The organism is Brevibacillus brevis (genome assembly GCF_001039275.2).
Lineage (GTDB): Bacteria > Bacillota > Bacilli > Brevibacillales > Brevibacillaceae > Brevibacillus > Brevibacillus brevis_C.
In genome coordinates this window covers 4,372,501-4,385,603 of record NZ_CP030117.1, presented here as the reverse complement: position 1 = coordinate 4,385,603, position 13,103 = coordinate 4,372,501, and the positions used below count along the sequence as shown (strand labels likewise).

The following is a 13,103-nucleotide window of genomic DNA, read 5'->3' as shown; positions in this document are numbered from 1 at the left end:
AATGCAAAGGGGAGAAGGAGCATGGCGGATTGGGTTCAGTCGTTTGAGGAATACGCGCAAAAGCTGCTTGCAGAGGCAAAAGTAACAGGAACAGCAGTCGGATTGGCAGAGCAAGGAGAGCTGAGGTATTTCCATGGCTTCGGTTTGGCTGATAACACAGAGGATGCAAAAGCATTAACCCCTGATATGGTGTTTGGCATCGGTTCGGTGACCAAGTCTTTTACATGTGTGGCTATTATGCAGCTTCAGGACGCCGGAAAGCTATCCGTTCATGATCCGGTCATCAAGTATCTCCCAGAGCTACGCACACCTAATGAAGCTTATACTCGCGAGATGACCATCCATCATCTGATGACACATACCGCCGGCTTTCCCCCTTTGGATACATTAGTGGGTGCAATGAAAAGAAGTATAGTGGAGGGAGAGGACATAAAGTCCTTTAGCTCCGGTCTTGAGTTTGATCTCGATAAAGCGGAAGAGATCAATACAAAAGAAGAATTTATGGCCTACATTGGCAAGCTGAACTATGAGTTTCTAGGTGCGCCTGGAACGGAGTTTAGCTACTCCAACGACAGTTATGCCATGCTCGGTCTGATTATTGAACGAGTGAGCGGGATATCTTACGAGCAGTTTGTGCAGGATCATATTTTGGTGCCTGCCGGGATGAAAAACAGTGCCTTTCTCGTCGAGGATTTGCCAGAGGAAGCAGAGGTGGCTACGTTATTCACCCGAAAAAGCCCAAAAGATGGCGGTGAGGTATACCGTTCCCCTTCATGGTGGGATTCACCATCGATGCGTGCAGCTGGTTTTCTGAAATCGACGATTCACGATCTATTGCGTTACACGGAAATATTCAGAACGGGTGGAATGGTGGGCGAGAATCGCTTGCTCTCACCGGAGAGTGTGCAGGCCATGATGACACCTCATTTCTCGATTTCGCCGTTTCAAGCATACGGCTACGGATTGTTTGTAGCCAATTGCCATGATGGAACACTCGTCGAGCACGGTGGAGCGATCAAGGGAGTTGCGGCACAAATTTTTGTTTTACCGGAGCGGGGCCTGACAGGAGCCGTACTGATGAACACGGATGGCGGGCCAATGGCAGATTTGATGCATGGCATTTTAAACGCAACCAATGGGCGCTCTCCGAATACAGTGCCGTTCCAATATCCGGATTATGAAATTTCTGTAGATGCACTCGCTACATTTACAGGGGAGTACCGCTCGTCCGAAGGGGCTACTGTATCGGTAGAAATCGAAGAGAACGAGCTGGTAGCGAAGAGTAATGGAACGAATATTCCGCTTCGTTCAGTGGGAGAAGACAGCTTCGTCATGAAGCGGGGAGAAACGGATATGTTTATCCGCTTCGTCCGCGATGAGGCAGGAGTAGTTACGAGGATGGGCTTCGGGGCTCGTCAGCTGATAAAGGTCCTTGCCGAAAAAGAACAAACCGTATAAAAAGCAAAACGCGTACCTGCAAGAGCTCATGCTTGCGTGGTACGCGTTCTTTCTATTTATAGGAGAAACTAAGAAGAAAGGGTTGCAGGAAGCCGCTCCTCTTCCATTGCGGGTTTCCTCCAGTTCGGATGCTGCTCCATTTGCCGGAACGAGCGGAAAAAGAACAGGGTAAGGCTGATAGTAGCAAATATGATACCGCCAAAGAATAATAGAAGCCCCGGTGTTGCGATGTTTTTGGCGAGAAGAAAGGAGCACAGTGCGTAGCTGACTGGCCCGAAGCCGACGGACATCAAGGAAAGCAATGACATGACACGACCGAGCATGTTGGCAGGGACGATACTTTGAATATAGGTGATAAACGGAATATTCGTCATACTGAGTGCCATTCCGATGAGAAAATGAGAGACAAGTCCAAAGGAAAGCTCCTCAATGAAATAATACGAGCTGATTCCAACTCCCATACATCCGAGAATGACAGGGAGTAACATAAATTTTCCACGGAATCCTTTAAACAATCCAGTCAACATACCGCCGACAATCATGCCGACTCCGAGTGAGGTAATGAGTGAACTAAAAGCACTCCCGTCCCATCCGAGGTCATTTACATGAATGGGAATGATCATGTTAACTGGGCCGGAGAACATCATGTTGGTGAATAGGGATGTTGTTAAAATAATCGCAAGGATCGGGATTGAATACGTAAAACGAATTCCTCCGACGATATCCTTGAAATATGAGCGTGCCTTTGAATCTGTTGTAGACTCTGAAGTCGTGTCTTTGCTGTTTGAGTGTGAATGGAGAGAGAGTACAAAGAGTGTTCCTACGAAGAAGGTGCATGCCAAGATCATAAACATGATCGGGTAACTAACGGTTCCAATGAATAAGGCCGTAATTATCGGTCCGGCAACCAAACTAATCTGATGGCATAGTTCCATTAAGCTGTTAGCTGGCGCAAGTTGTTCTCGAGAGACAAGAGAGGGCAGAATCGAGCTGCGTGCTGGCCAAAAAAATGCATCGACTGTTCCGAATAAAGCTGCCATGACGTACAGGCTCACTGGGAACCAGGTGCCATTTCCTTGAAGCATAAGCAAACTGAAGCAGGCTAAAATAATTCCCCTAACCAAAAGGGAGGAAAACATAATCCATTTTCGATTGAAGCGATCAGCAGCCACCCCACCTGCCAGCATAAAGAGGAGACGGGGGATGGACAGACAAATCAAAGTCGTGCCGAGGATTGCTCCTGAGCCCATGGCATTCACGATATACCAGTTGAGCAGGATGAAGAAAGCTCCGTCAGCCATTGCCGAAAATAAAGTGCCGCACCATAACCGGACAAACGATCGGTTTTTCCAAAGGGAATTATTTGTCGCCAGCGTGCTCATCTCCATTTTCCTCCTTCTTTTTCTTCACCACAATCTTGCCGGTGAAATGCTTGAATTCAGACTGTTGGTGCTCGTAGTTATCTGGCAAGGAATCGTCTTCTGCGACGTAGAAACGTTCATTCGTCATGAACCCGACCGTGACCATGTAAAAGTTTTCAACCGTATCCTCCGCTTCTCCAGCAGCAATCCTCTCTAAGTAGCGATCTTCCATTTCGGACAGCTCCTCAAGTAAAGCCTTATATTTATTGAGCCAAGCAACTATTTCTTTCCGAGGTGCTTTCACTTCAGAGTTAACTGCAATGGCAGGAGGGCGATCCTCTTGATCCGAAAAGAGCATGAATGACTCGTCTGGTGCGTTATAGAGGCGATTCATACTGGAGCGCAGGTGATTTAGCATCGTTTCCTGCAACAGGATACTGTCTTCGCGCAGGGAGGGCAGCAAATCTTCACTAACCTTGAAATCGTAAGCAACAGCCCGATAAAACTTTTGCACGATCCCGTTCTTTTCTTCCGTACGCACGACCTCAACGAAGCCGTGGCTTTCCAATTCCTTCAGGTGATAATGCACTTTAGAGGGAGAAAGGGAGAGAAGGGTCGCGAGCTGCTTGCCTGTGTACTCCTCCTTGACCAGCATCGTGATGATCTGTAGGCGCAAGGAATCGCTGACAGCTTTTAATTGATCCAAAGTTTCCACAACTACGTATCGTTTCAAGTCGATCAACCTCGTTTCGCTGAACGTGAATGTTTTCTTATTTTTAGACGTTCAGTTTTATTTGAACGTATTGTAACAACAAAACGATCCGTTTCGCAAGATGGATTTGCGCTTATTTTTCGACAAATGCTACAATATTGAAAACGGTGAGAGGGTGCATTCCTGTGGCGATCTTGCAACATCCCGTCTTTCGCCGTTTGTATACGGCCCACATTGTACACATCATCGGAAATGAATTTACATTTATTGCGGTCGTTGGACTTTTACATGATTTAAGTGGATCGGGTCTTTCTTTTGCGGCAGGGACTGTGTTTCGCATGATCCCTTATGTATTTGCCAGCTTTTTTGCAGGGACGCTTGTGGAGAATTGGGATAAACGGCGGGTCATGATTGTCGTCAATCTGCTTCGCGGCATTCTCGTCAGTTTGTTTTTCTTCATCACATCTGCGACCTACTTATGGGTGGCTTTTTTGTTATTGATTCTGGTCAATATTTGCAGTGCTTTTTTCCAACCAGCCATGCAAGTCGCGATCGTACAATCCGTGGAGGAAAAGGATAGACTGGCTGCCAATTCCCTTTTGCAGGGGACGACTTCGTTTCTTATTATTGTTTGCCAGGGTGTGGCAGCAGTTCTGGTTTACTTGTTCTCTTACCGTTACAACTTTTTGCTTGATGCCGCCTGTTATTTGTTGTCGCTATTCATCTTGCTTCCGCTCCCGCATATCGCCAACTCTGTTACATCGAATGCGGCTGTACCTTTTATGGAAAGGCTAAAAGAGGGCTTCCGTTACATCGGCAAACATCGCGAAATTGGCAGTGTGATCAGCTATCAGATGGCGGAACGGGTATGTGGCGCCTATTACATTATGCTGATGTACTATGTTCTTACGGAACGGGGAGAGGGCTTGTATGTATTTGGACTCTTGGATATTCCGCTGGGCCTCGGAGGTGTGATCGCTGGGATTGCCGTGAACAAGCTGTCTGACAACCTGAGCGAAAAAGCAACGTGGCGTGTCCAAGGATGGGCACTCGTAGCGATGGGATGCTCGATTATCGCCGTGTTTCATACGAAACCACTACTTGGACTGGCAATCGCTATCCTCTTTGCATCAACGGCTCAGTTTAGCTCATCGATATTGTCTGTGACAAAGCTTCAGCGACTGTCTGATCCTGCTTATTTGGCTCGCGTTTTTTCCATTCGGGAAATGGCGACCATGGGAAGCTTTTCTGCGAGCTGCTTGATTCTCGGTTTCAGTGCGGAGCAGGCCGGGAGTGCTGCTGTCTCCGTGTGGCTTGGTTTCTTTGGGGTTGCAGCAGGACTCCTGTGGCTTTGGAGCCGTCGCAAGTTGCAAAGGATCGTAGACGTCAGGATAGATTCCTCTGCTTAATGGGAGCAGAGGTTCTTTTTTTATACAAAATGAAACTTTTAGATATAATAAATATAATTGTTGAAAAAGTATGAATCCAATTATACAATGAATGGAAAAAAGAGAAAAAGGAAGATGCAGCATGAAGGAATTATGGCGGCAGCGATCATTTCGCTGGTATTGGCTGGGGATGTTCTTGTCTAGTCTGGGGGATCAGTTTGGCTGGATGGGCTTGACATGGTTTGTCATGAATAAAACAGGCTCACCTGCTGCGATGGGGGGCGTCGTTCTTGCGTATATGCTCCCTGCTGTTTTTGCTGGTTTAGTAGCGGGAGTTTTGCTGGATCGGTTTGATCGACGCAAGCTCATCATGATGGACAATGTGGCGAGAGGAGTCATTTTTATAGCGTTGATCGTATTATTGCAGATCGATCAAGTTCCGCTATTTGTGATATACGTGCTGATTGTGATTGCAGGAATCCTTTCTCCGTTGAGCACAGCTGGGGCGCAGACTTTGTTGCCGAGAATCGTCTCGGACAAAAATCAATTGGTCAAAGCGAATGGCGTGATGGAAACGCAATGGCAAATTGTTTATATGTTTGGACCGGCACTCGCGGGTGTTTTAATCGGATTGATTGGGGAAGCTTATGTTCTGTTGATCGATGCGGCCAGCTTTTTTGTATGTGCTTTTTGCTTCTCCCGGCTGCCTCGAGAGCTTACGAAAAGTGCGAATCCTACAACGATTGCAAAAGGTCAAATGGGAGCGTTCTTTCGTTCTCTCTTGAGTGACATGCGGACAGGGTATCGCTACATATTTGGACGAAAGCAATTGATTATTTTGGTTTTCTTTACGTTTTTGTTTAACATGTCGTACGGCCCCATTGAAATTGCACTACCCCTGTATGCGAATCAGGATTTGGCAGGAGGATCTGTTGCGTTAGGAATGCTGTGGTCTTCTTTGGCAGTTGGGGCATTACTGGGCTCTCTCTTTTTCTCGACGGTTACGTGGAAACTTCCATTGGGTTCGACGCTAGCGGGGATTATCGTGGCGTGGGGATTGACCACATTGCCGATCGCATTATTCTCGAGGTTGGAGATCGCAATGGCTTCGATGGTTGTGGCAGGCTTTTGCTTCGCTCCTTATAACATCATGTATAGAAGCTATCTGCAAAAGCAGGTGCCCGATGCTCTCTTGGGGCGGGTATTGACCAGTGTTCGCACGATTACGGGGACAGGAATGCCCGCGGGAGCGGCTGTCTCTGGCTTCCTCATACCCTTCTTGGGCGTTCAAGGGATCATTGGAGCCGGAGCAGCCGTATGTATCATTTTCGGTCTCCTTGCATTCGGAGCATTGAAAAACTTGGAGGATTCCTCATCACTTCCGATTGAGGAGAGGTGAGATGAGGTGTTTTAGCCACTGAGGCAATAGGAAGTAAATGCGGGAGAGCGCATGCAAACGGAATGGCATGGCAACCTCTGGACGCTTTGCTTCCGCCGCTCGATAAATAGCCCTTGCCGTTTGTTCCGGTGTCAACAAATACCGACTCACTTTGCTGCGATAGCTACCCGTTTTGTCTGCCTTATCCAAAAAGGGTGTGTCGATCGGCCCAGGCATTGCACACGTCACAGCAATTCCAGTGCCTTGCAGTTCGTGGCGCAACCCTTCACTAAAGCGGATGACGGCTGCTTTGCTGGCTGCATATACAGCAGCTTTCGCTGTTGCGACCTGACCGGCAAGTGAGGCAACCGTGATAATACGACCTTGCTTTTGTTGAAGCATCATCGGCAAAAAGGCACGGGTCGTGTAGAGAACGCCGGAAATATTTGTTCGCAGTGTTTCTTCCAGCTCCTCTACGCGCATTTCAATCAGCGGTTCAAAGATGGCCATCCCGGCATTGTTGTAAAGAAAATCGCAACGTTCAAAACGGATATGTACCCATGCAGCGAACTGCCGAATGTCTTCGTTGCTGCTGACGTCTACCGGGTAATAATGGAGATGATTCGGATAAGCGTTTTGTAACAAAACGAGTTCCTCGTTGATGGCTTTGCGACTCGTGGCAATGACACAATCTCCTTTTTCCAGATGAAGTCGTGTCAAAGCTAGACCAAGGCCACCAGAAGCCCCGGTGATGACGACAATACGGGGAGTCGGCATGTCATCCACTTCTTTCTTGTGTAGAGTATTGATTTCCACTGTGAATGGCAAAGTATAAGCCCCCGAGTTGTTGTGAAGGCTAGCCTCTAGGGGGTGAATGCACATGCCAGCAGTAAAATGTTCTGTAGCAAACTGTGAGTACTGGGCGCAGGGCAACCTTTGCAGCGCCGAAGAGATCATGGTAGAGATTGACGCACATGCTACCGTAAACCTGAAAGAAGAATTCGCAGGTGAGTACGGTCAAAACACGCAGCATCAGGATCAGGCGAAGACATCTTCTGAGACCTGTTGTCTGACGTTCAAGCCGAAGACCTCCGAAAAGAAATAACGCTTCGGCGCAAAAAGGACGTATCCCTCAATGGTGATACGTCTTTTTGCTATTTGACCTATACGCTTGTCGTGGCCGGAAAAAGCTCGTTGACTTTTTGGGCAACCTCTTCCCAAGAAGTGACACGATGAACAAGCGGGGGAAGGGAAGCTTGATTGTACGGAGTGTCAAACAAGAACACAGGAATTTGCAGCGCTTCTGACAATTGCAAAGCGTTCTCCAAACGATCCTCCAAAAAAAGGTCCACGCCCCATTTGCGAGCAGCTGACAGTTTGTCGTGGCTCCCAATCAAATCCACTTCATGATGAGGGATATTGTAGCGAGCAAACCATTGCAAGGTCACATTGCGGTGACGATCCTCACGAGCACTTATATATACCAGCTTGTGGGAGGTAAACCAATCGCGCAAAACCTGATCGGCAATTCCGTGAACAGGCGCACCATCATAAAGGCGCTCCCCGTTTTGATCCAGCCACATTTCAAACTCTGCCTCCGTGATTTGATACACGTTGGCTAAATTGTACTCCACACAATCTTCATATCGTAAATCTCTTCCAAAGCTTTCATTCATCAACGGAACAATACTGCTAGGTGATGTGACTGTACCGTCAATATCAATGCCAATGGTTAGGATTTTGTCTGGTTTCATTCTCTCGCCTCCCGTTTAAATTGTACAACGTAGGCAGACAATAAGGCTACTTCCTTCACTTAATTAATCCTTTACCAAAAAAGGGGCTGAGCATGCTATGTTGGATCGACGCGAACGTAATGATGCGAAGCGGAAGGAAGATACCGGTTTTTCCGAGACGGTTGATCAGCACGACAGGGAGTTTGCAGCGAATACTTGGACACAGGCCGTCTTTGACGAAGAGGAAGAGCGGTCGAGGCGCAGGATTCACTATGACCCCCATTCCTTGACAGAGCGCTATACAGGCGAACTGGATGAGGAGAGAAACGACTTTTCGGAGCGTTTGGATGGCGTTGTCCTGACAAAAGAGGATCGTTCTCCGGTCGCCAAAGTCAGAGATGACGACATTGAGGCAGCGGCGGAAATCGCCGAGCCGTTTCCGACAAGTCGTGCTGCCAGTGAGATCGACACAGACGAGGACAGCCGGGAAAACGGGGCCACCGGTATTGGGATGACTGGCTTGGGCTTATCGATCCTGTCCCTGTTTCTCATGCCGTACTTGGTGGCACCAATTGGTATGGTGCTCGGCTACCTGGCGTATCGACGCAACTCGAAGACACTGGGTGCCTGGGCGATGATCGTAGGGGCTATTGCCATTTTGGGCGCATTAGTCATCTACCCGTACTATACGGCTCGCTAAAGCATCAAACCGCAAAACCTCTCCGGTTCATTCAGCCGGAGAGGTTTTTATGTTTTCACCACTGCTATTTATACAAGGAGGAGACGAAAGGCGTAATCGCTGCGATAACGGCGTCACAAAACACATCGGAACGACGAACACGATTATCCGTTAAGAGGGAATAGGCGCCGCCGCGATGATTACTGCCGACGGTTTCCCCCCATTCATCTATGATGGTACTGAGCTCAATTTGCTCCTGCTGGATTCGGTGAACGGCTTGATTCGGGATGGGAAACGCCAACCCCTTTCCAATAAATAGCTCACTTCCATTCCAGGCTGTGCAGATAGAAATCAAATACCACTGCTTTGTAAACTGCTCATCGTACATCAGTCCGCCTTCCAAGCCTAACCCAATGTCTGCTTCTGGGGTTTGACTACGTGCAGCTTTTGCTCGATTGATCGCTCCTGTAATCGTTTCTTCTTCACTCATCGGCTGAGCCGCTACGCCCGAGGGGACAGATATGCAGAAAGGTTCCGTTCCGGTTGCTTTTTGTACAGCGAGACGTTTTGCTTCATTTTTCGTTCCGAGTGCATAGCGAAAAATATGATAATCCAACGGTTTGTTCCACCTCTTTCCATCATCAATGCTAGTGGTAGTATACCACCTTTTGATTCGACCGCGATTCTCCAGGTTGTGATAAGATAATGCATAGAAAAGAGTCAGACCTAGCATACGAAAGAGAAAGAGGAGTGGACGATGAAATTTACAAAGCTGCATGGCTTGGGTAATGATTACGTTTACGTCAACTGTTTTGAGGAAGACTTGTCGGGTGTAGATTTACCCGAATTGGCAAGAAGGGTGAGCGATCGGAATTTTGGCATTGGGGGCGATGGACTGATCCTCATTATGCCATCTGAGCGAGCAGACTTTCGCATGCGGGTATTTAACAATGATGGCAGCGAAGCAAAAAATTGCGGAAACGGATTGCGTTGTGTGAGTAAGTACGTATACGATCACGGTTTGACTCAGCAAACAACGTTTACCGTGGAGACGTTGGGAGGGAACGTTACTCCTGTCGTATCGCTTGGAACAGACGGTAAGGTCGATCAAATAACGATAGATATGGGAGAGCCTCGTTTTGAGCGAGCAGCAATTCCGATGACAGGCATTCCAGAAGAGCAAGTGCGAGAAGAGGTAATCGAAGTTGGTGGAACTGCGTTTACGATGACTGCTGTTTCGATGGGTAATCCTCATGCTATCTTTTTCGTGGATGAAGTGAAGGAAGAAGATGTTCGTCACTACGGACCGATGATCGAGTATCATGAATGGTTTCCTGAACGAACCAACGTCGAATTTATCCAAATATTGAATCAGGAGGAAATTCTTTTCCGTGTATGGGAGAGGGGATCAGGTGTCACGCTTGCCTGTGGGACAGGAGCTTGCGCTGCTGCAGTAGCTTCCCACTTAAGTGGAAAGACCGGTAGAAAAGTCACTGTTCACCTGGCAGGAGGCGATCTCTTTATTGAATGGAAGGAAGCGGATAACCGCGTCTATATGACGGGGCCGGCTACTGAAGTTTTTTCTGGTAAGTATTTGGGGGAGATCCCATTTAAATAACAGAAACCAAAACCGTTCCGTCGAGATCGACAGGAGCGGTATTTTTTTACAAAAAATAGCGTGGTCACGGCGAATCCATCATGCCGTCACCACGCTATCGAATTCGAATAAGTGTCACGCGTTGTACACCTCATTTAGGTATGCGACATCTGTGCGATCATACTGAGGGGTATTTTTGCTCATCTTCGCCAGTTCCGCTTGCAGTCTTTTCAATTCTGCTTCCATCTTCTTGATTTCTTCTTGCATAGCTTGTGCTGTCATGGTGGTTCTCTCCTTGTTGTCGTTTTTTATCTAAATTTATTGACTATTCTAACGAAAGGCCAAAACAATGTAAATAGCCTATATCTGGATGTAAGCGCTTTATCCGTGAATACTCTGTGAACGGTTGTTCAGATTGTCTAATTTGGTCTTTTGAGAGCAACGCACTCGGGGAAAAATAAGGTCGAGAAGTGTAATACTTTGTATGTTCTTTACGAAAAGTCATGTTATGATGAAGCGTAGTATTCGGGCATCTTGCCCTTAGGAAGGTGTGTACTGGTGATTTACTTGGACAACAGTGCGACTACCCGGCCTCATCCTCAAGTGATTGAAACCGTTAGACGCGCGATGGAAAGCTACTATGGAAACCCGTCTTCTTTGCATCAAAAAGGTGTAGAGGCGGAAAATGTACTAAAGCAGGCGCGAAAGGTTGCCGCTCAGTATTTGGGCTGTAAAGAAAGTGAAGTTATTTTTACTTCAGGTGGCACGGAAAGCAATAATACGGCGATCAAGGGTATAGCCTTTCAATATCAAAACAGAGGGAAACATATTATTACGACGCAGGTAGAGCATCCGGCTGTTTACGATGTTTGCAAACAGTTGGAAGGTCTTGGGTTTACTGTGACGTATCTGCCGGTCGATCGTGAAGGCCGCGTATCGGTAGAAGCTGTTCAGAAAGCAATGCGTCCGGATACGATTCTCGTTTCGGTCATGCATGTGAACAACGAGCTAGGAACCATTCAACCGATCTTGGAAATCGGACAATGGTTGAAGCAATTCCCGAAAGTCTTGTTTCACGTCGATGCAGTCCAAGGAATTGGGAAAGTTCCTTTGCGCATCAAGGATTCTGGGATCGATCTGTTGAGCGTCTCTGCTCACAAGTTTTATGGCCCCAGAGGAGTCGGTATTTTGTATAAACGGGAAGGCTTGATCATTCACCCGTTGATGATGGGTGGAGGTCAAGAAGCCGGTGTTCGCTCAGGAACGGAAAACCTCCCAGCCATCGCTGGTATGGCAAAAGCAATCCGGATTCTAGAAGAACTGGGCAGCGTCGAGATGATCAGGCTGCAAACCTTGAATCAACAGCTTCGTGAAGGGATTGCAACAATTGAAGGCTGTATAGTGAATACTCCGGAAGCGAATACGGCTCCCCATATTATGAACTTGTCAGTACCAGGAGTAAAAGCGGAAGTCCTGTTGCATGCTTTGGAGGAAAAAGGCTTTCTGATATCCACCAAGTCCGCATGCTCATCCAAAGTCAATGAGCCGAGCAGAGTTCTGACTGCGATCGGCATCGAGCGGGATTGCGCGTTATCGTCTCTGCGGGTCAGTCTGGGCCGGGAAAATACAGCGGAGGATATTCAGCAGTTTGTGAAGGCGTTAGAGGAATGCGTCAGTGTGCTTCGTACTTATATAAAACAACAACCTGCCCCCGCTCATAGAAAATAGTGTGGACAACTAAAAGGAGATAAACATGAACTACGATGTTATTTTAATTCGTTATGGTGAGTTGGCGCTTAAAGGGAAAAACCGCGATCAATTCGAAGAGACACTTGTAAAAAGTGTGAGAAACGTATTGCGCTCGTTTTTTAAAGTAAAAGTTCGACGCAATTACGGTCGGATGTATGTGGAGCTGCACGGTGAGGACGCTTATGCGGTTATGGAGCGTTTGAAGCGCGTTTTTGGTATTTCTTCGTTTAGTCCGACGATCCAGGTAGATCCTGATATTGAAACGATCAAGGAAAAAGCGCTGGAGTTGGTTCGTCAATTGAATCCACAGCCACGTACGTTCCGGGTGGTTTCCCGTCGCGCGGATAAGCGTTATCCGATTCCTTCTATGGAAGTTAACCGAATGGTGGCAACGCATATCTTGCGCGCACTGCCAGCGATTAGTGTAGACTTGCACGAGCCAGATACCATCGTGAATGTAGAAATTCGCACGGAGGGTACTTACATTAGCTGTGAAACCATTCAGGGACTAGGTGGCTTGCCAGTTGGGGTGAGCGGAAAAGTACTGCTGCTTCTATCTGGGGGTATCGACAGTCCTGTAGCTGGCTGGATGATGTTAAAGCGTGGTGTGACGCTTGAAGCGATCCATTTCCACAGCTATCCGTTTACGAGCGAGCGCGCTTTGCAAAAAGTACGTGACTTGGCTCATAAGCTGACGAAATGGGGAGGAACTGTCCGTCTCCATGTCGTACCGTTTACAGAAATTCAGACCGCAATTCGTGAAAAATGTCCAGAAGACTATTTGATCACCATCATGCGTCGCTTCATGATGCGCATTTCGGAGCGTGTTGCGGAAAATACCAATGCCAAGGCACTCGCAACAGGGGAAAGCCTCGGTCAAGTCGCGTCGCAAACCTTGGAAAGCATGGACACGATAAACAAGGTGATTTCGATTCCAATCCTGCGACCGCTCGTCGCCATGGACAAGGTAGACATTGTGGATATTTCTCGCCAAATCGATACGTACGAGCTGTCTATTTTGCCGTATGAAGACTGCTGCACAGTGTTT

At 47.6% G+C, this 13,103-nt stretch carries 14 protein-coding genes (1 of these 14 running past the window's edge); 8 read left to right on the top strand and 6 right to left on the bottom strand.

The window, feature by feature from the left end:
* The first annotated feature begins 21 nt into the window (after positions 1-21).
* On the top strand, positions 22-1,458 hold the full coding sequence (locus AB432_RS21265) for a serine hydrolase domain-containing protein (protein ID WP_048033969.1): 1,437 nt from the start codon (positions 22-24) through the stop codon (positions 1,456-1,458).
* Positions 1,459-1,526: 68 nt separating this feature from the next.
* On the opposite strand, the gene AB432_RS21260 is transcribed toward AB432_RS21265, so the two are convergent.
* Positions 1,527-2,846: an MFS transporter gene (locus tag AB432_RS21260; protein WP_048033968.1), complete on the bottom strand. Its 1,320-nt coding sequence runs from the start codon at positions 2,844-2,846 to the stop codon at positions 1,527-1,529.
* Positions 2,818-3,552, bottom strand: coding sequence for a transcriptional regulator (locus AB432_RS21255; protein WP_048033967.1), 735 nt, complete (start codon positions 3,550-3,552; stop codon positions 2,818-2,820). The genes AB432_RS21260 and AB432_RS21255 overlap by 29 nt, the downstream gene beginning before the upstream one ends.
* Before the next feature lie 164 nt (positions 3,553-3,716).
* On the opposite strand from AB432_RS21255, the gene AB432_RS21250 reads away from it, so the two are divergent.
* Both AB432_RS21250 and AB432_RS21245 read left to right on the top strand, forming a co-directional pair.
* Positions 3,717-4,940 (top strand): MFS transporter, encoded by a 1,224-nt coding sequence (locus tag AB432_RS21250; protein WP_082195971.1) that lies wholly within the window; start codon positions 3,717-3,719, stop codon positions 4,938-4,940.
* 121 nt (positions 4,941-5,061) lie between these two features.
* Positions 5,062-6,318, top strand: coding sequence for an MFS transporter (locus AB432_RS21245; protein ID WP_048033966.1), 1,257 nt, complete (start codon positions 5,062-5,064; stop codon positions 6,316-6,318).
* Here the strand turns inward: AB432_RS21245 and AB432_RS21240 are convergent.
* Positions 6,295-7,125, bottom strand: a complete 831-nt coding sequence (locus tag AB432_RS21240) for an SDR family NAD(P)-dependent oxidoreductase (RefSeq protein ID WP_082195970.1) — start codon at positions 7,123-7,125, stop codon at positions 6,295-6,297. The genes AB432_RS21245 and AB432_RS21240 overlap by 24 nt on opposite strands.
* A 52-nt stretch (positions 7,126-7,177) precedes the next feature.
* Here AB432_RS21240 and AB432_RS21235 point away from each other — a divergent pair, with 52 nt between their 5' ends.
* Positions 7,178-7,402 carry a DUF1540 domain-containing protein gene (locus tag AB432_RS21235; protein WP_048033965.1) on the top strand — a complete coding sequence of 75 codons (225 nt, stop codon included), beginning with the start codon at positions 7,178-7,180 and terminating at the stop codon, positions 7,400-7,402.
* Positions 7,403-7,460: 58 nt separating this feature from the next.
* On the opposite strand, the gene AB432_RS21230 is transcribed toward AB432_RS21235, so the two are convergent.
* Positions 7,461-8,051, bottom strand: a complete 591-nt coding sequence (locus tag AB432_RS21230) for a 5' nucleotidase, NT5C type (RefSeq protein WP_048033964.1) — start codon at positions 8,049-8,051, stop codon at positions 7,461-7,463.
* 97 nt (positions 8,052-8,148) lie between these two features.
* On the opposite strand from AB432_RS21230, the gene AB432_RS21225 reads away from it, so the two are divergent.
* Entirely contained in the window at positions 8,149-8,730 is a 582-nt protein-coding gene (locus AB432_RS21225) for a DUF1700 domain-containing protein (protein WP_048033963.1), read from the top strand.
* A 64-nt stretch (positions 8,731-8,794) separates the two neighbouring features.
* Here the strand turns inward: AB432_RS21225 and AB432_RS21220 are convergent, their stop codons facing one another.
* Positions 8,795-9,325 (bottom strand): DUF84 family protein, encoded by a 531-nt coding sequence (locus AB432_RS21220; RefSeq protein ID WP_082195969.1) that lies wholly within the window; start codon positions 9,323-9,325, stop codon positions 8,795-8,797.
* Between the two features lie 141 nt (positions 9,326-9,466).
* Here AB432_RS21220 and dapF point away from each other — a divergent pair, with 141 nt between their 5' ends.
* Positions 9,467-10,327, top strand: a complete 861-nt coding sequence (gene dapF / locus AB432_RS21215) for a diaminopimelate epimerase (protein WP_048033962.1) — start codon at positions 9,467-9,469, stop codon at positions 10,325-10,327.
* Between the two features lie 114 nt (positions 10,328-10,441).
* Here the strand turns inward: dapF and AB432_RS30875 are convergent, their stop codons facing one another.
* A complete protein-coding gene (locus tag AB432_RS30875) occupies positions 10,442-10,588 on the bottom strand; it encodes a hypothetical protein (RefSeq protein WP_173630927.1) in 147 nt (48 codons plus the stop codon).
* A gap of 276 nt (positions 10,589-10,864) precedes the next feature.
* Here AB432_RS30875 and AB432_RS21210 point away from each other — a divergent pair, with 276 nt between their 5' ends.
* Positions 10,865-12,034 (top strand): cysteine desulfurase family protein, encoded by a 1,170-nt coding sequence (locus AB432_RS21210; protein ID WP_082195968.1) that lies wholly within the window; start codon positions 10,865-10,867, stop codon positions 12,032-12,034.
* Positions 12,035-12,059: 25 nt separating this feature from the next.
* Positions 12,060-13,103 carry the 5' portion of a tRNA uracil 4-sulfurtransferase ThiI gene (gene thiI / locus AB432_RS21205; protein ID WP_048033961.1) on the top strand. 156 nt of this gene lie beyond the right edge of the window, so only the first 1,044 of its 1,200 coding nucleotides appear in the window; the start codon lies at positions 12,060-12,062; its stop codon lies off the right edge, out of view.

Excerpts from the sequence above, each read along its gene's own strand:
- AB432_RS30875 (WP_173630927.1), bottom strand. The coding sequence starts at position 10,588 with ATGACAGCACAAGCTATGCAAGAAGAAATCAAGAAGATGGAAGCAGAA.
- dapF (WP_048033962.1), top strand. The coding sequence starts at position 9,467 with ATGAAATTTACAAAGCTGCATGGCTTGGGTAATGATTACGTTTACGTC.
- AB432_RS21245 (WP_048033966.1), top strand. The coding sequence starts at position 5,062 with ATGAAGGAATTATGGCGGCAGCGATCATTTCGCTGGTATTGGCTGGGG.
- AB432_RS21235 (WP_048033965.1), top strand. The coding sequence starts at position 7,178 with ATGCCAGCAGTAAAATGTTCTGTAGCAAACTGTGAGTACTGGGCGCAG.
- AB432_RS21225 (WP_048033963.1), top strand. The coding sequence starts at position 8,149 with ATGTTGGATCGACGCGAACGTAATGATGCGAAGCGGAAGGAAGATACC.
- AB432_RS21260 (WP_048033968.1), bottom strand. The coding sequence starts at position 2,846 with ATGGAGATGAGCACGCTGGCGACAAATAATTCCCTTTGGAAAAACCGA.
- AB432_RS21265 (WP_048033969.1), top strand. The coding sequence starts at position 22 with ATGGCGGATTGGGTTCAGTCGTTTGAGGAATACGCGCAAAAGCTGCTT.
- AB432_RS21230 (WP_048033964.1), bottom strand. The coding sequence starts at position 8,051 with ATGAAACCAGACAAAATCCTAACCATTGGCATTGATATTGACGGTACA.